Source organism: Xanthomonas sp. NCPPB 1325 (assembly GCF_041477645.2).
Classification (GTDB): Bacteria; Pseudomonadota; Gammaproteobacteria; order Xanthomonadales; family Xanthomonadaceae; genus Xanthomonas; species Xanthomonas cannabis.
This window is the reverse complement of record NZ_CM192985.1, coordinates 662,482-679,606: the sequence shown is the minus strand read 5'-3', so window position 1 is coordinate 679,606 and position 17,125 is coordinate 662,482. Positions and strand designations below refer to the sequence as shown.

At 56.6% G+C, this 17,125-nt stretch carries 16 protein-coding genes and 2 pseudogenes; 3 read left to right on the top strand and 15 right to left on the bottom strand.

Annotated features, from left to right (window positions below):
- Positions 1-256: 256 nt before the first annotated feature.
- The 3 genes from ACCQ10_RS02675 to ACCQ10_RS02665 form a co-directional block, all read right to left on the bottom strand.
- Positions 257-850: a DUF932 domain-containing protein gene (locus ACCQ10_RS02675; protein WP_372362133.1), complete on the bottom strand. Its 594-nt coding sequence runs from the start codon at positions 848-850 to the stop codon at positions 257-259.
- Positions 795-1,244 carry a DUF932 domain-containing protein gene (locus ACCQ10_RS02670; protein WP_372362132.1) on the bottom strand — a complete coding sequence of 150 codons (450 nt, stop codon included), beginning with the start codon at positions 1,242-1,244 and terminating at the stop codon, positions 795-797. Before ACCQ10_RS02670 ends, ACCQ10_RS02675 begins: the two co-directional genes overlap by 56 nt.
- Positions 1,245-1,327: 83 nt before the next feature.
- Complete coding sequence (locus ACCQ10_RS02665) at positions 1,328-1,453, bottom strand: hypothetical protein (RefSeq protein WP_372362131.1); 126 nt, start codon at positions 1,451-1,453, stop codon at positions 1,328-1,330.
- A gap of 144 nt (positions 1,454-1,597) precedes the next feature.
- On the opposite strand from ACCQ10_RS02665, the gene ACCQ10_RS02660 reads away from it, so the two are divergent.
- A protein-coding gene (locus ACCQ10_RS02660) for an IS3 family transposase (RefSeq protein ID WP_372168540.1) occupies positions 1,598-2,706 on the top strand; the annotation gives its coding sequence in 2 pieces (ribosomal slippage) (positions 1,598-1,859 and positions 1,859-2,706; 1,110 coding nt in all).
- A 211-nt stretch (positions 2,707-2,917) separates the two neighbouring features.
- On the opposite strand, the gene ACCQ10_RS02655 is transcribed toward ACCQ10_RS02660, so the two are convergent.
- The gene (locus ACCQ10_RS02655) at positions 2,918-4,369 is read right to left on the bottom strand and encodes a cytochrome P450 (RefSeq protein ID WP_372362130.1); all 1,452 of its coding nucleotides are present in this window, start codon (positions 4,367-4,369) and stop codon (positions 2,918-2,920) included.
- A 436-nt stretch (positions 4,370-4,805) separates the two neighbouring features.
- On the opposite strand from ACCQ10_RS02655, the pseudogene ACCQ10_RS02650 reads away from it, so the two are divergent.
- Positions 4,806-5,551: pseudogene (locus ACCQ10_RS02650) on the top strand (transposase); the annotation flags it as partial.
- 25 nt (positions 5,552-5,576) lie between these two features.
- Here the strand turns inward: ACCQ10_RS02650 and ACCQ10_RS02645 are convergent.
- Positions 5,577-6,679 (bottom strand): IS3-like element IS1389-B family transposase gene (locus ACCQ10_RS02645; protein ID WP_372362129.1). Its coding sequence is split into 2 segments (ribosomal slippage): positions 5,577-6,421 and positions 6,421-6,679, totalling 1,104 coding nucleotides; the frame shifts between segments, so codons are not numbered across the junction.
- 60 nt (positions 6,680-6,739) lie between these two features.
- Between ACCQ10_RS02645 and ACCQ10_RS02640 the strand changes: the two are divergent.
- A pseudogene (locus tag ACCQ10_RS02640) lies at positions 6,740-7,144 on the top strand (integrase core domain-containing protein); the annotation flags it as partial.
- Positions 7,145-7,392: 248 nt separating this feature from the next.
- Here ACCQ10_RS02640 and ACCQ10_RS02635 read toward each other — a convergent pair.
- The 10 genes from ACCQ10_RS02635 to ACCQ10_RS02590 form a co-directional block, all read right to left on the bottom strand.
- Positions 7,393-8,109 carry a 4'-phosphopantetheinyl transferase superfamily protein gene (locus ACCQ10_RS02635; RefSeq protein ID WP_372362128.1) on the bottom strand — a complete coding sequence of 239 codons (717 nt, stop codon included), beginning with the start codon at positions 8,107-8,109 and terminating at the stop codon, positions 7,393-7,395.
- 100 nt (positions 8,110-8,209) lie between these two features.
- Entirely contained in the window at positions 8,210-9,217 is a 1,008-nt protein-coding gene (locus ACCQ10_RS02630; protein ID WP_372362127.1) for an acyltransferase domain-containing protein, read from the bottom strand.
- A gap of 9 nt (positions 9,218-9,226) precedes the next feature.
- The gene (gene fabD, locus ACCQ10_RS02625) at positions 9,227-10,360 is read right to left on the bottom strand and encodes an ACP S-malonyltransferase (protein WP_372362126.1); all 1,134 of its coding nucleotides are present in this window, start codon (positions 10,358-10,360) and stop codon (positions 9,227-9,229) included.
- Positions 10,357-11,643: a beta-ketoacyl synthase N-terminal-like domain-containing protein gene (locus ACCQ10_RS02620; RefSeq protein WP_372362125.1), complete on the bottom strand. Its 1,287-nt coding sequence runs from the start codon at positions 11,641-11,643 to the stop codon at positions 10,357-10,359. The genes fabD and ACCQ10_RS02620 overlap by 4 nt, the downstream gene beginning before the upstream one ends.
- Positions 11,630-11,869 (bottom strand): acyl carrier protein, encoded by a 240-nt coding sequence (locus ACCQ10_RS02615; protein ID WP_372362124.1) that lies wholly within the window; start codon positions 11,867-11,869, stop codon positions 11,630-11,632. The genes ACCQ10_RS02620 and ACCQ10_RS02615 overlap by 14 nt, the downstream gene beginning before the upstream one ends.
- An 88-nt stretch (positions 11,870-11,957) precedes the next feature.
- Positions 11,958-12,743: an enoyl-CoA hydratase/isomerase gene (locus ACCQ10_RS02610; protein WP_372362123.1), complete on the bottom strand. Its 786-nt coding sequence runs from the start codon at positions 12,741-12,743 to the stop codon at positions 11,958-11,960.
- A complete protein-coding gene (locus ACCQ10_RS02605) occupies positions 12,731-13,990 on the bottom strand; it encodes a hydroxymethylglutaryl-CoA synthase family protein (protein ID WP_372362122.1) in 1,260 nt (419 codons plus the stop codon). The genes ACCQ10_RS02610 and ACCQ10_RS02605 overlap by 13 nt, the downstream gene beginning before the upstream one ends.
- A 1,216-nt stretch (positions 13,991-15,206) precedes the next feature.
- Positions 15,207-15,383: a hypothetical protein gene (locus ACCQ10_RS02600; protein ID WP_372362121.1), complete on the bottom strand. Its 177-nt coding sequence runs from the start codon at positions 15,381-15,383 to the stop codon at positions 15,207-15,209.
- A gap of 241 nt (positions 15,384-15,624) precedes the next feature.
- Entirely contained in the window at positions 15,625-16,089 is a 465-nt protein-coding gene (locus ACCQ10_RS02595; protein ID WP_372362120.1) for a lipocalin-like domain-containing protein, read from the bottom strand.
- A gap of 66 nt (positions 16,090-16,155) precedes the next feature.
- A complete protein-coding gene (locus ACCQ10_RS02590) occupies positions 16,156-17,073 on the bottom strand; it encodes an ACP S-malonyltransferase (RefSeq protein WP_372362119.1) in 918 nt (305 codons plus the stop codon).
- Between the last annotated feature and the right edge of the window lie 52 nt (positions 17,074-17,125).

Sequence of the window (17,125 nt, the reverse complement as noted above, 5' to 3'; positions counted from 1 at the left end):
TAGGACCCAGCCGTGCGTGCCTTGACGGCTCCTGACCGTCGCGGGCGATGAACTCAGGGAAGACGACTGGACATGGCAACGACCATCCCCTTGCGCTGACCGTACGGCAAGCGGAGCGCGCAGGCCCGAAACTGGAAGCCGGGCCAGAGGCGTCAGCCGAGCGGACCGAGGGAACGATGGAAGCCCGTTAGGGGAGAGACGCCGCAGGGGGCTCGATGAACTAGCGCGACCGGCCATCCTCGCTGGCCAGGGCGCCCTACTCAACCACAAGATTCGACAAGGACGGAGACGTCCCCATCACTTCCTCCCACGCGCGCTGCTTGATCTTGGCTACCTGCCCAAACCAAGCCGCATCCCGACGATGGTCATCACTTCGAGCACGTCGATGATGATCAACATGCTCTGTGATGGCGTTGAGCAGACCCCAAGCCGTTTCTCGGCTGGAAGCAAGCTTGGATCCTCGCCCATTGCCCTCATACAGCGCGCGCACTTTAGCCACTGCCTGTTCGTTGACCACCTGCGCCGCAGTGGGAGTGGCGTAGGTCAACACACGGCGCAGCAGAGCATCAGCAGCGTCTGGATCTCCTGGAGATTCGCACAGTGCTTCCATTCGGTCTACGAAACCGCCCCAGGCTGAAACCGTGATTCCAAGCTGACGCTTGACGAGGTACGGATCGAAGTGGCTTCGGTGCGGCACCTTGATGGCGCCACCACTATCTCCCAATGCAACAGCTAGCGTGTTGTTGCAGACCACCCGGATGGAAGTGAATTGAGCCGTCGTAGCCAGTGTCCCATCACCGGCAGTGGCCAGCAGAAGATAGCCATTTACTTTGTCCCTGCCCCGAAGCAAAACACTCTACCCGGTTCGCGCCAACGCCCAAAATTTGCGCCCTCACGCAGGACTCGGCCGTCTCCAACTCAAATCCGTTGTTCGCCGTCAGATCCCGGTAGAACTCCAGGATCTCCCCTGGCTGGACGACTTGAAATCGCTTCGAAACCACTGCCAAAGGCGCTTTGGTGTCAGAGCGGTAGAGGGCCTTGTTCCCACGACGTCGCCCAGGAAACGCACTGATTGCTCCCATGTTTTGGCTACCGGCGATGTATCGAACCTCCGACTCCTCGATCTTCCAATCCATTCCGGCCTGTTGTTTCCATGTCTCGATAGGCTGCTGTCGAGTGAGCTGATTACCTAGCCCATGCCAGGGCTTTTGGCCGATATAGGCCATTGATTCAAGCAAGTGCATTGTCGATTCCTAGTAGTTGAGGGCATAAATGCACAAGGCCCGGACGAGCCGGGCCTTGTGAGAGGTAACGTTGGTTATACCGATCAGTGATCGAAGAGATCACTGCAGTTAGGGCAAGTCGCCGCCACCGTGAATTTGACGATGCCCTCCATGGCGGTTTTGGCTACAACCTTGATGCAGTAGACCAATTCGACCTTGCTCTTCATCATTACCTGCATCCTAAGCTGGCACTGCAATGCGGAGCGCCCAACGCGAAGCAAGGGAAGTCCTGCTTCGTATTGTCGACTCCCCGTAAAATTGGTCCATCCATAGTTAGAGGTCTCCGGGCACACTAGCCACCAAGGAGACCAACGATGCGCAAGAGCAAGTTCACCGAGAGCCAGATTGTCGCCACGCTGAAGCAGGTTGAGGGCGGCCGCCAAGTCAAGGATGTGTGCCGTGAGCTGGGTATTTCCGATGCGACGTACTACGTCTGGAAGTCCAAGTACGGTGGCATGGAGGCCGCTGATGTGCAGCGCCTTCGCGACCTGGAGACCGAGCACAGCAAGCTCAAACGCATGTACGCCGAGCTCGCGATGGAAAACCATGCATTGAAGGATGTCATCGCAAAAAAGCTGTAGACCCGGCGCACAAACGCCCGCTTCTTGCCTGGCTCGTCGAGCAGCATGGCTGGAGCGAGCGCCGGGCCTGTGCGGTTGTTGGCGTGGCTCGCTCGACAGCGCGCTATCGGCGCCGCCCCGATCGCGACGAGGAGGTCATTGCGCTGCTTTCCGAATTGGCCGAGCGCTTTCCCGAGCGTGGTTTTGGAAAGCTTTTTCAGATCATCCGCCGTCGCGGATATGTGTGGAATCACAAAAGGGTGTGGCGCGTGTACTGCCTGATGAAGCTCAATCAACGTCGTCGCAGCAAGCGCCGGGTCCCGACGCGCCATCCACGGCCGTTGGCATGCGGAGCACACCCCAATGCCGGATGGTCGATCGACTTCATGTCCGATGCGCTGTGGGATGGTCGACGCTTCCGTACGTTCAATGTCATCGACGACTTCAGCCGGGAAGCCTTGGCGATCGAAGTGGACTTGAATCTTCCGGCCGCGCGCGTCATCCGCACCTTGGAACGCATCGCGGCCTGGCGCGGCTATCCGAACAAGCTTCGTTTGGACAACGGACCAGAATTTGTCGCATTGGCCTTGGCCGAGTGGGCCGAGCGCAAGGGAATCGCCTTGGACTTCATCGAGCCGGGACGGCCGATGCAAAACGGTTTCATCGAACGCTTCAACGGCAGCTACCGGCGCGGCGTGCTGGACATGCACATCTTCCGCACGCTGAGTGAGGTTCGCGAACAGACCGAACACTGGCTGGCCGACTACAACCAGCAGATCCCGCACGACAGCCTGGGCGGGCTAACACCCGCCGAGTTCCGTGATCAACATCAGCCACAGACCTCTAGTTTTGGCTGGCACTGAATTAAGGGGAGTCGACAATGCGGCTTTGTCGCCGTATCCGCAGTACCGGTGCGAATGCGCGGGTTATGCTAATTCTTTGGCCACAACCCAATCGCGACCGACGCGGCGGACACCACGCAAGCGCACACGCTGCATCACTCAGCGATGTTGGCCGAAGCTCCGATAGGATGGTTGTCTGTTCAATCCCCACAAGGAAGCAAACGCAAGCGGATTATAATTTCTTCAGTTTTAACGAGACATCCCCGGATACAGCGCCTAATGGCGAGATTTGATGCTTTCCATCGTAGGGCCGGTCAAGCTCGACCCGGTAGCGTCGGAGAATGGCCGCGCATAAGATTTTAACTTCCATAGACGAAAATTGCGCGCCTATGCAGCGATGGGGGCCGGATCCGAAAGGCATGTAAATGTGCTTGTGTCGCCTATCTTCAGCCCTATTTGGCGAGAACCGCTCAGGATCGAAGTGCGCCGGTTTATCCCAGTATTGGGGCAGGAAGCCTAACTGCCCTATGGACAGCGTTACTAGAGTTGCTGCCGGGATATCGTATGCCCCCAGTCGCGTAGACCGAAGAGAGGTTCTTTGCAAAGATGGAGAAACCGGATACAGACGTAACGTTTCTTTCCATACCCACTCTGTCGCAACCATCTCCGCAAGATCAACCAAGCTGAAATCCTCCGGCAAAAGCATGGCCTCTACTCGTAAACGTTCTTGCCATTCTTGATTGGTTGCGAGCAAGTAAAACATGCTGGATAAGGCCAGTGCTGTAGTGTCAAAAGACGGAAATATGACTCCAAGAATCAGATCCACAAGCTCCCAGTCATCCCAGTCTTCAAGACGTTCGTCAATAGAACAGAGATAGCTGAGAAAATCGGCTCCCGGCTGCGCGCGTCTAGCGGGAATTAACGAGAATATCTGATCACGCAATGCCTTTCTGAGTTCGAGAGCTCTTCGGCGTTTAGGATTGAGGGAGGGGCTTTTTATTAACGAGACAAGTGCCTTCCAAAAAGCGTCTGTCGTATCCAGTATCAGGTTCGCATCTCGCTCATCGTAAATTCCAAGGAACAGACGCGCCGACAATTTTGAGAGAATATGCTTTATTTCTTGCTTGAAGCCGACAGTGCTAAGCTGCTGCCAGCCGCCGATATCCTCATCGAAGCTTGAGTAAATAATTGAACTGTAGCCTTGTAGCGCTGTTCCGCTGAAGGCATACTGCACCAGTTTTCGCGCGTTTTGGTGATGGTCGAAGTCTAGTCCCAGCAGATAGCGTCGTTTATATGGAGGAACGTCGAGGCTGAGGCCTTCAGTTATTTTTCCGATGGCCATGCCCGAGGACCATAACTTGTCTTCATTTCGAAGAATTTCGCCGATGATGTCGGGGTTTGTGACGACGACTGTCTGATAGGGGCCAAGCCAATCGCGGTAAATGTCGCCGTAGGCTTCGCGTTGTTTTCTGAAATAATCAATGCCCTCACGTCGTATTGATATGGCGGTAGAAATGGCCGGGAAGATTCCTTTTCTCCCCGGAAGGTGAGATAACTTCTTTGAAAACTCTGGATATGCTCTTGGTCGGCCTGGATCGATGACTATCCCCCGCAATGATTCTTCTATGACTTGACTATTAATGCCCGCCCGCCGCGAGGTAGTATTCGTGTCAAAAACTTTCAATTTAGCAATCCTTTTTTGATAAAAAAATAGCGATAACTATTTAATTTATATTTGGTAGTTTTGTTCTGAAATTTGCAATTTTTCCCGTGGCACCGCCTAAAAATATTCCGTTCGACCCCATCTTTCATCTGGGAAAAATCCGGTGCCAAGTAAGAAAGATTAGCGATGCAATTAGTTACCTTAAAATTCGGTGTCCCGACCACTCTGAATTGTCTCCACATCACCAAGCTAGGTGGTCAGCAGATTCCAAAAATTGCAGAAACCTACGCACAAGGTGCAGTAGGTACAAGGGCTGCCTGAAGATGCAAGTACAACACGTGAAGTAAGCAATGTCTTCTTCCAATGCTGCCCCCACCCCCCTCCCCCCTAAGAACAGGCGGATCGTAAAGTAGAGACTTCGCCAACATGGGCCCCCGTCATCACGAGGACTCAAGCGATGAAGAAGTCAGGTTTTACCGAGGAGCAGACTGCCTACGCGCTCAAGCAGGCTGAGTTGGGGATGGCGGTCGGCGAGATCTGTCGGAAGATGGGAATTGCCGAGGCCACGTTTCACGGTTGGCGCAAGAAGTACGGCGGCCTAGCCCCCTTTGAGCTCAAGCGATTGCGGCAACTAGAAGAGGAAAATCGGAAGCTGAAGCAGCTGTTGGCCGACCTGAGCTTGGATAAGCGATGCTGCAGGGAGTCGTTAAAAAAAAATCTAAGGCTTGCCCAGCGACGCACCTGGGTAGGCCAGCTCCGTGAGCGCTTTGGGGTCAGCGGGCGGCATGCGCTGCGGATCATGGCGATGTCGCGCTCTGCGTTTTCCTACAAGGCCAAGGCGCGCGATTGCAGCGCCATTCGGCTGCGGATGCGTGAGATCACCCAGACGCGCGTGCCTACAGGTGTGAGCGCGTTTTTGTGGTGTTGCGTCGTGAAGGATGGTGGGACAATTACAAGCGCGTACACGGCATTTACAAAGAGGGAGGCCTGTCTTTAAGGCATTGCAGGCCGCGCCGCAGTCGCAGCGCACGGCGCCGTCAACCGGTGAAAGTTGTCACTGCACCAAACGCACTGTGGGGCATGGATTTCGTCAGTGACGCGTTGTTCGATGGACGCCGCTTCCGATCGCTGACGGTGGTCGATCACTTCACGCATGAGTGCCTGGAGATCGTTGTGGACCAGTCGTTGAAAGGGGCCGACGTCCCCCCGCCCTGAGTAGCGGTCGGGTTTAGAGTCCGGGGTTGATGATATCGGTGTTTGCCAGATGTTGGGCATAAGCGGACGGCGTCATGCCGCCAATTGCTTTCTTGGGTCGGTCCTCGTTGTATTCGCGTCGCCAGCGTTCGATCTCGGTGCGCGCATGCAGCAACGTCGGGAACCAGTGCTCGTTGAGGCATTCGTCGCGCAGCCGGCCGTTGAACGATTCGACGTAGGCGTTCTGGTTTGGTTTGCCCGGCTGGATGAGCCGTAGCTGCACACCCCGGTCATGCGCCCAGGCAACCATCGCTTTGCCGCAAAACTCCTTGCCGTTGTCGGTGCGGATCACCTGCGGCAGGCCGCGACTGTGTGCCAACCGATCCAGCACGCGCGCAACCCCGTGCCCGGAGATCGCGCGTTCCACCTCGATGGCGACCGCTTCGTGCGTTGCGTCGTCCACGATCACCAGACACTTGATCACTCGGCCGTCGGCGGAGCGGTCGAACACGAAGTCCATCGACCACACCTGGTTGGCCTGCGCTGGTCGCAGCAGCGGCTGACGCTCGCCAACCGGTACCTTCTTGCGCTTGCGGCGCCGGACTTGTAGCTGCTGCTCGCGATACAACCGCTCCACGCGCTTGTAGTTCACCAGGCGTCCTTCCTGTCGCAGCTTGAGATAGATCATCCCCACGCCGTAGCGGCGATGGCGATGCGCCAACGCAAGAATGCGCTCGCGCAGTTCGCCATTGCGGTCTTGACGTGGGCAATAGCGCAGCGCGCTGGCGCTCATGCCGATCGCCGCCAACGCACGACGCTCGCTGGCACCACGCCCGATCCACTCGCGCACCAGCGCACGACGCGCCGGTGCGCTCACCACTTTTTTCGCAAAGCATCCTTGATCAGGTCATTCTCGAACAACTGCTCGGCCAGCAACTTCTTTAGCCGCGCGTTCTCGGCCTCAAGGTCCTTGAGCCGCTTGGCGTCGGGCACGCTCATGCCGCCGAACTTGCTGCGCCACAGGTAGTACGAGGCCTCACTGAAGCCATGCCGCCGGCATAAGTCCTTGATCGCTATGCCCGCTTCGGCCTCGCGCAGGAAGCCGATGATCTGCTCTTCGGAAAAACGCTTCCTCACGTCCAATCTCCTTGGGGTAGGGAATTGGACTCCAAACTGAGGTGCTACTCAAAATTGGGGGGACGTCGGGGCCAGGACGTTGCCGATGCGATGACGCGGCTAGTGGCCCTGCGAGGCAAGCCTGCGGCGATCAAGGTGGACAATGGACGTGAGTTTGCCGGCAAGGTCATGGATCGCCGGGCCTACGACAACGGGTTGGAGCTGGACTTCACCCGGCGTGGCACATCCACCGATAACGCCTTGGTGGAAAGCTTCAACGGACGCCTGCGGCAGGAGTGTCTCAATGCGCATTGGTTCTTGTCACTGGCCGACGCACGAAGCAAAATCGAGCAGTGGCGGCGCTTCTATAATCAGGAGCGACCCCACACTGCACTGGCATGGAAAACCCCTGAAGAATTCGCCCGAAATTACGCGTCCCAAGCGAATTCCCAGGCGCCAAATCAGGCCGAAACCTCTATTAGCTAATGACCCTGGAACTCGCTGCTCAAACGAAGCACCGGGCCTTGCGATTCTGCGCGCCCCGAGCAACTTATTAAACAATGCTGATTAATAACATAGACTGATTAAAATCATGTTAATATCAAAAAGCTTATCTCAACACTGATAACTATATTATCCGCATAAAATATTTATTTAACATTAGCTAGATCATAATACCTAGATGCAACTTACATACTGATTCAGCATTAATCCAAAGCAATAATCCATAAAAGCTAAAATTTAGGCAATGCAGATACGCGTGTCAGTCGGTAGGAACACGGAACTTCCTTTAAAAATGGCACTATCGATGTCATAGATAGTTTCGGCGGGTCCGTTCCTAGATTCTCCGCACACACGGCGACCACATGTTCATCATCTGGCCACAGCTGCCATAGATACCAGCGAGAAGATTGATCCGACCATATTGGATCGACCTTTAATTCTATCAATCCTTCTTTTTTTAAATCGAAATCAACGGCTTCTAGAGGGATATAGGTACCCAGCCCACGCGCCTTTACATATGCCTCTTTGAGCGTCCAATGTTCGTAAAATCTTTGATTTTTCTCATCTTCTGACAAAGATAATATGCTGGATATTTCCGAACTCGAGAAACTACTTTTTAGCACCCCCAAAGGAGCCAAACGTGAAGATATACTTTCTGTATCTACACCAATATCAATTCCACGCGTAACAGCGATAATTATTAAATTACCACCGTGCGTTATATTGAACGAAATATCAGCAGCGAACGAGTGTGGCCTACTAATACTTGGCTTTCCATATTGAGATAACGCAAAAACCCAATCTTCTGGTGCTACCGGTGCGTACTTCGAAAGCACAATCCGCACTAGCGCACGCGTTACAAGATAACGGCATCGATCACGGTTAAAATACATTCGCATTTCTTGCGCACGCTCTGTTTCACTGAGCAATTTTCGATACTCGCTCATAAGTGATTCATCGATTTGCGAAGGCGTAGCGCACCATAGCTCAATTGCCCGTCGCTGATCGTCAATCCGAGACACCTTTCGCATGATTTCATCTCACACGTCAAGCAACGAACGCGTTGTGTGCAGTGAATCGCGAGATTACATGAGCAAGCCGTTCGAGGTCATTGCCTTGAATTGTCAATATCGTATGAGTACGTGAGGTGGCGCTAGGTATCGCGTATTTTACAAACGTGGCAAGCGTTCCAGACGGTCCCACATCTATATAGTCGTAATGACCAGAAAGTTCCATTCGCTCAATCGCTTTTCCAAAATAGATGGGCTCGCGCACTGCGGCGACAAAATGTGCATGGCTCATTGGCTTAGCAGGGTCAGCGCTTGCGCAACACACCACCGGCATATTACCTTCGCGCACTTCCATCTTATCTAGCGCGACCTTAAGTGGCAATTCAGCAGCACGGACATGGCGCGAGTGATAAGCAAACTCAACAGGTAGCCTTTGAAATGTGAGCTGACGTTTCCGCAGGATCTGTTCGACCTCAACTGCGCCTGCCAGCGTCGCAGCAACTACAAAATGCCCGTCAAAATTTAGCGCCGCGAGTTCGGAATGTCGCCCTAGCTTCGCATCATCGAACACGCTTGCTTCCGCAAAAATAGCGATCATAGTACCGGGCGCGCAGCTCGCCTCGAGCGCTTGTGCGTGGCGGATGACTGCCGCGAGCGCGTCGCGCGCATCGATGCATCCCGCCACCGCTGCCGCCGCGAAGGTGCCGAGGCTCGCGCCGAGAGTCGCATCGGGTTCAACCCCCGCAGCGATCAACGTGCGCGCGAGCGAGTATTCGGTCATGTAGATCGCCGGATGGCTCAGCAGCGTGCGATAAAACGACTGAGTCCGAGCGTGGTCGCGATGGTAAAGCGTTGCCAGAATCGACTCACCGGCCAATTCGCTTGCGACGTCGTCGAGCAAATCCATCCATTTGCGGAATACCGGGTTCCGTTCGTAAAGTGGGCGCGCCATCTGAAACGACTGCGAACCTTGTCCGGAAAACAAAAATGTGACGCGTGATTTGGACACCTGGATGCTTCCCGAAAACGACGACGGATTGATCAAGACAAGCATTCAAGCGGCGGTAAGATCGTCGAGATCGAAATAGCCGTGATAACCGTTCATATAGACTGCTGCACGATGTTTGAACAGCAGCATCGCCTCCGTCCGCGTAGTCAAGTCCCGGTAATCTGGCAACCGCGAAGTCACGCGCGTGCCGACAGTATAGCGGCGGTTCCATTCTGCAACTTTATCCTCAGCAGTCCGCGATTCTGTCGAATCCGTACGACCAGACGCGTCACCAATTGCGTCCCTCTCCATCGCGATGGCGGGCGCAGCCGCGCCCTGCGGTGTTTGCTGCCGGATTGCATTTACCAAGCGTGACAGCACGTCGCCGTGCCCTAATTCTTCGAATTCAACGCTCTCACCGCAGCGCTCGGCGATGCCAAGCAGATACTGGACACCCTCGGACCAGCGCACAGCGCTGTCGATCTGGTTTGCGAGGCACTCGTCGATGCCGGACAGCTCGTACGGACGCGCGGATACATTCGAGATCACAGGCACTTGCGGCGCGTTCAGACGGAACGACTTCAAGAAGCGCGCGAACTCTTCGCGTGCCGGACGCATGAAAGACGAGTGAAACGCGCCACTTGTGTTGAGCGGGTAGTAACGCATCGGATTCTGGCTGAACAGCGCTTGCGCCTTCGCGATCTCGTCGGCAGCGCCCGAGATCACTATCTGCGAAGGCGTGTTGTAGTTCGCGAGGCTCACCTTCGTCAGCTGGTTCTCGGCGAGAATCCTCTCGATGGTCGGCTTATCTGCATTGACGATTGCGGCCATCGCGCCATTCGACACGCGCGCCATCAACTCGCCGCGATACTGGACCAGCTTCAGGCCGGTCACAAAATCGAAACATCCGGCCGCGAGCAGCGCATTGAACTCGCCGAGACTGTGGCCTATCAAGAAGTTCGGGGCGCTCGCGCCATCCTCGATTCGCGCGTAATAAGAAAGTGCGTTTACGACATATAAAGCTGGCTGCGTGAAGCGCGTCTGCTTCAGCTCACCGCGCGGATCGTCGACGCACAGGCTGCGAAGCGAATAGCCTAGCACCTCGCTCGCTTCGTCAGCTAGGTGGACGAACCGATCGAACAGCTCGCGACCCATACCTTTAGCTTGCGAGCCCTGGCCCGGAAACATGAATACCTTCATAGCGCTTGCTCCTGGAAAGAGTTAATGGCGGCGACGTCGTAGCGACTCACACACACAGCAGTATTGATGCCTCCGAAACCAAAACTGAGATTCAGCGCGTATCGGATAGCGTGCGATATCGGCTCCTGCCGCACCCAATTTAAATCTGGCGCAATCGGGCAATCGAGATTGCGCGTCGGATGCAGGCGTCCAGCGCGCATTTGCAACAGCACGGCAACCAGCTCGACTGCGCCGGAGGCGGTCAGGCTGTGTCCAGTGACTGACTTAGTGGCGTTCAGATAAGCATGCGCAAGTCCGCACTCGCGTAGCGCCTGCAGTTCAATGACGTCTCCGACCAGCGAGCCGCTGCCGTGCGGATTCACGTAGTCGATGTCGCGCGCATCGAGACCGGCACACGCGAGGGCGCCACGGATCGTGGCGATCTCCCCGTCAAGCGACGGATCGGGATTGCGGTTCGCGTCGAGCGAGAGACTCCAGCCGGCGATGCGCGCATAAGGCGTCACACCGTCGCGGTGCCGCGCGCCATCGCGCTCGATCACGAGCGCCGCGCACGCCTCGCCGTAGATGAAGCCGTCGCGGTCGGCATCGAACGGCCGACTCGCGCGCGCCGGCTGCGTAGCGTAACGGTCGGACCCCATCGCGCCGAGCGAGCGGAACCCCTGGCATTCCCAGTACGACAGGTCCATCAACGCGCCGAGCGCAATGCAGACATCAACACGTCCGGACAGTACCGCGTCGACCGCCTGCACCACCGCCATCTGGCCGCTTGCGGAGGCGGCCCCCACCGTCTGCGCGAAACCACGAATGCCGAACATTTCCGAGCACAGTCCGCACAAATCGGTGTCCATGAACGACATCGCATAGGTCGGACGCAGGAACGGGATGCGTTCGCGATAGGCGTCCTGCAGCAGCACGAGTTCGCGCTGCTGCACGTTGGAGCCGCCAACAACGAGGCCGACCCGCTCCGGTGCGACATCGTCGAGGCGTGCGTCGCACCATGCCTCATGCAGCGCCGCGAGCGCCGCCTGCGCGGACAACGACGCAGTACGCAACGGACCGCGCGGGATGGTCTCCGGAATCATCAGTTCGCCGATTTCGGCACCGAGGAATCGGGTGCCCTGGGTCTTGCCGTCCAGTAACCACTGCCGCCCAGGCCGACGCATCACATCGAAGCTGTGGCGTCCCTGGAACAGTGCATCGGCGAACGCCGTGCTGCCCTGACCTATCGCCGACACCACGCCGACGCCGCTGATGATTGGGGCATGTGATTCACCCATTTGCATGGATGATATCCGCAATTTCGCCGATGTTCTGCGCGCCGGCCATGTCGACGAGCGGGATGCTCAGTGACAGCGATTCGAGCGTCATCATGATGATGTCTGCTCGATCGATCGAATTGGCGCCGATTTCGCGCAGCGAATCACCCGGCGTGAACACGTGATTTTCCAGCCCGGGAACGACGTCGCGCACGTGGCGGATAATCACTTCCAGAATATGTTGCTGACTCATGGCTCTTCTCTCGCGTTGGTTGAAGTATCAATGAGCGAAGCATGCGTGGATGCGGCAGATCAGGCGCGCGGCCGCCGTGCATCCGGCGTCAGTCGCGTTCCCACGGCAGCCTGCCGGCGTTTACGAAGCGCGAGATGCCGTCCAGGTTGGCCGCGTCGCCGAACACCTGGACATTGGCGGCAAGCGCCGGCGCACGGGATTTAGCGAGGCTGTCGTCGAGCGACGCCGCGTAACGCTTGTAGCGGACGATCGCGTCCTTTTGCAGATGCCGCAAGCGCAGCAAATGCCGGCGCAGCAGATCGTCGCTGTTCGCATCGCAGACGTCGACGAGCCCCCAGTCGCGCGCTTGCCGGGCGTCGACGGGCTGTGTCGTCAGCGTCATGTAGTGCGCCTTCGCAAAGCCCACCCGACGGATCAGAAACGGCAGCACGCAGGCCGGCATCAAGCCGAACAGCAGCTCGGAGAGACTGAAGCTCGCAGTTGGCGCTGCAAGCACGACGTCGCAGGCGGCGGCGAATCCGACACCGCCCGCGTTCGCACGTCCCTGCACATGCGCGATGCTGATATAGGGGCCGTCCGCGAGCCGCCGCCACAGATCGTAGAGCGGCGCCGGATCCGGCGCCGCCGGCGGTGCGCCGCCTGCACGCCGCGCGTCCAGCTGCGCGAAATCCATCCCGACGCAAAATGCGTCGGGCAGCCCCTCAAGCACGACGATCCGCGCCGTCGCTTCGACGCGATCGAGCACGTCCGCCATTTCGCCGACCAGATGCGCATCGATCGCATTGCCGGTATCCGGCCGATCGATCTGCATCCGGCAGACGCCATCGTCCAGCCGGACGCGCAGGTTGGGCCATGTTCCGTTCAACTGACCCATTCGTATTCCCGATGAAAATCGCGAATTGCCTTCAGGAAAAGCGTCGGCCTGGCATGCACGCCGCGCGCCTGCGCGATGAAGCTGGCGTCAGAGTCGAGATTCCGGGTGCCGAAGCGAATCTCGCGGCTGTGCTCCAGCAGGGTGTCGTATTGCGCCATCGTCAGGTCGTAGCGCCGGTCGAGGCTTTCGCCGATCTCAAGCGCCGCAAGATGGCGTGCGCCCTCTTGCGTCGCAACGCCGCTGAAGAATTCGGAGCAGCAACCGGACCCGTACGAAAACACGCCGACGCGCTGTGGTTCTACGAAATCGCCATGTCGGATCGTGCTCGCGAGCGACAATGCGGCGGTCGCGCCCATGATGTTGCCGACGCGCTGACAGTCCGCAAGGCCCGGCGCCACGCGCCGCTCGAAGTCCGCCTCGATTGCAGGCGGTTTCGCCATCGCCAGCTTGCGCATCATCGTCCGATGCGCGCCTTTGACCATGCCCCCGAACGGTGTATGGAACGCCAGGTACTCAAAGGTCGTCGCGAAATCCGCGTCGGCGACGCGCTCGCGGTAGTCGAGGAACGCATTCTCGCAGCAGCTCAGATATGAGAGCAGCGACAAGTCGGCGTTGCCGGCATCGGTGTCCGACGCCGGACGGCAGGTGTCCATCACCTCAAAACCGTAATAGCCATTGGCACCGGCATCGATCTGAAACACGTGCGGCTGATCGCTGACCAACATCGCAACCGCGCCGGAGCCGCCGCTCGGCTCGGAGAACGACCAGTCTGCCGACAGCGCGTCGCTACCCTCCTCGACCATGAAGCGCGACACGTCGGTCGCAAGCACAAGTGCCTTGCCACCGGGGCACGTCTGCGAGAGCACGAAGTTGACCGCCGTCTGCAGACCCGCCATGCCCGAATAGCAGGCGCCCTTGATCTCGAACATCCGGCAATGACGGCTGAGTCCGAGCAGATCGTGGCAATACGTGCTCATCGACTTGCTGAAGTCGAAACCCGATTCGGTACAGGTAATCACCATCCGGATCTGGTCGCGCTCGCGCTGCGCTAGCGCATCGACGATGGGCTTCGCCGCGTTGACGGCGAACGTCACAGGATCTTCGTACGGCAACGCGACGGTCTTCTCTTTCATGAGCAAATTCTCAAAGCGCCGCATGTCGAGGCCGCGATGCCGGGCCAGCGTCGCCACGTTCAGACGGGCAACACCCGCATACAAATTCATTGCTTCGATTCCGACCATATCCATTTTTATCTCAAATTAGACAGCGCGTCCTTCGGGGCGAATGCGATGCAGATTCCGATGTGCCAGGGCAATACATGCTTTACCCCTCTTATCTTGGCGCCTTTCAAGCCTTTGCCATACTGCACCCGCGCCGCCAACGACCATACATCGCATCTCAACTTGCACAACACGCTCTAGCAAAGAGCAAAAGTACGACCCAATGTTCCGCGAAAGCGGTGCAAAAAAAATCCAGGAAAAATCCCAGATGCAACGAAGGACGCCCAAATTTTTCACAAAGAAACTCTTTATCTGCGCACCAGTTTAGCTAACCGGTTCATCACTATATTTATATATTTCATTAGGCACTTTAATATATTATCTGCTGCTTAAAAGATTATGCCAGCGTTACGTCCGCAGGGGATGACAATAAAAGCGTGATCGCTTTTTTTATCATATACGCAAATAGAGCAGCAGCAAAAAAATGCCCGATACCTTAGCAGGCCTGTTAAGACAGTTAAGATATTTTTATCTAACGTAGGCCGCACAAGCATGTGCGCTACGTGGCTATGACTTTGCGTTAACGGTCTACTTGCATTAGTTCACTGAATAATTAAGTTATAATTAATTTTTTTATATCACTATTTATACACGCAAATACCGACCTAATAATCGAACAGCGCGCGCGGTTAAGTCGATAATTCGTCGCAGTCACGGTATATTGTCGCTTTGCCGCGCCCGGCACGCTGCGTTTTGTTTCGAAGCGACGGTGAGCGGCTAGTCGATATTCGTGTAGACCTTGCCTGTAACGATGCATTCATCTCCAAGTTCATAGTGGCTTTCCGTAGTAGAGATCGGCTAGATTGTTCTCGCTTCACTCAGGCCGTGTGCCGAAAACCTCCACGGCCGCACTGGAATCACTTGTGTTCAGTCGCACGCTAAAGTGTCTTCCAAAAGACGGCTCGATCTGCTGGGGCAGCTGAGAGCTGGCGACAGAATTTGGCGATGTCTCGTTCTCGGCTGTGCAGCCCATATGGCGCAAATGTGAAGGGCACCCGCATCGGCGTACGACCCAATGGCCTCCGATGATCTGAAGCTCGAGACCAAAGCCGCCTACGTGATCGGCCTGGATCTGCACGCAGCAGTATTTTGCATAGATTAAAAAGACGGTGATCCAGGCGCTTGATCGCAAGGATCGTATGCTGCCGCTACCGCTCAGGTACGCTGAAAGCTACTGATTCGACTACAGGCGTAGAAGCATACGCCCCTGTTCGCTTCGCTCAATACCTGCACAGATGAAGTATTGGGGCAAGGCCACCGCGCGCCACACCAGCAGTTCGTAGGCTGCTTCCGAGACATGCTCGACACTCAGTTCAGCCTTCGCCAGATCCATTTCATCTTCGACAACATCAGCAGTCATGAGACACCCCTGATGCAGGCGCTCATGGCCAAGCATTGCACTGCCCGATCCAGCATAGCCAAGGCCGCAATACCGCGAGATCGATTGCCATAAACACAGCAATTGCTCCCCAAAGCCGGCCATCGATAGCGGCTATAGCGGGTGGAGCGGGAGGCCAGAAGATTCTCAATCCACCACCGTCTAGGTATGACTCAAACGGACCGCCACAGGCGGGTCCGGTTGAAGGAAGAGACAGACACCGTCACGCGAGCCGCCACCACACAAGCTTAAGAACCAACTCGTGGCCACACGAAATAATTGGTGGCGTTGACAGAACCAGATGATCATTATTCTCGAACTTGAAGTATCGGATTTGGTCCGTGCCGATCATGTTGGGCCGACTGGACAGCGCGACGCGATGCACTACCTGGTTGGCGGCAACATCAATTTCATAGATCCCCGCATAGGCGTCGAACCAATCAGATGTCATATGAAACTCGGCGTCCATCCTCACACTTTTTTCGTCGGATGCAACCAGATGTCTCGGCATTCGGCACAGAGTTGCGGACACATGCCCCGTTGGGGTGTAGATGAGCCGGCCCATCGGTTCTTCACCAAAGGGAAGTGACTCCTCTCCAGATGTGCTCCGTGCGACATATGAAATAAGTGACCAAACGCCTTCAAACGGAGGCTTTTTCATCATCGAATTCTCTTGATCTGAATGCATGAATAACCTCGTTGCCTGGAGCGTTTATGAATTCCAAAGGGGTCGACTGCATCGCCGTGGCAAGCCTCACGTGCACTGAAACGGCGCGTTTTCGATATGGCGTTGCAGCCGGCTAAGCACGTCCCCCGGTCCGACTTCGTGAAACTCGCGATAATCTCGCGTCAATAGCCGGGATATCGATTCGTACCATCTCACCGGACTGAACATCTGGTTGACCATCGCAGGCCGGTAATCACCGCCTGGATACACGCGCGAAGTCCAATTTGAGACGACCGGCATCTTCAGCGGTGCAAGTGCGATGTTGGACAAAAAATCGGCGAAACGCGTAGACAGCGTTTTCATGCGCGCAGAATGAAACGCGCCACTGACATCCAGTGCAATGAAGCTCGCGCCGGCGTCATCGAAGCGCTGCGCGAGTGACGGACCGGTCACATGCTCACGCGCCCCGGATATCACGCATTGCAGTCTATGATTCAGATTGGCGATCTCGACCACGGACCCGGGAGCAGACGAAACAGCGCCCTGCACTCGCGCGTTATCGGAAATTTCTTCGTTGTAACTGTCCAGTATTTCTCGGACACGCAGCTCTTCAATACCCTGCACCGCAGCCATCGCGCCATCGAGCGCCTCGCCCATCAGCATCGCGCGTTTTGCCACGATCGAAAGGCCTGTCGCAAAATCGAATGCGCCGGCGGCGAACAGGGCCGCGTATTCGCCAAGACTGTGCCCGGCCACGACATCGGGCGCACTTTCGCCTGTGTCGATCCGATGCAAATATGACAGACAGCTGACGACGTAGAGCGCCGGTTGCGTGAAACGTGTCTGGCCGAGTTCGCCATGAGCATCCTCGGTGCACAGCTCAGCGACGTCGTAGCCGAGCTGCTCGCTCGCTTGCGCGACGAGCGAGCGGTACTCGCCGAACAGCTCGCGCCCCATACCACGACGCTGGGAGCCCTGCCCGGGGAACATGAAGACTTTTCTCATTATGTACATCGCTTCGCAGGATGAAAGAGGGCGTTGGAGGCCTCACTGCGGC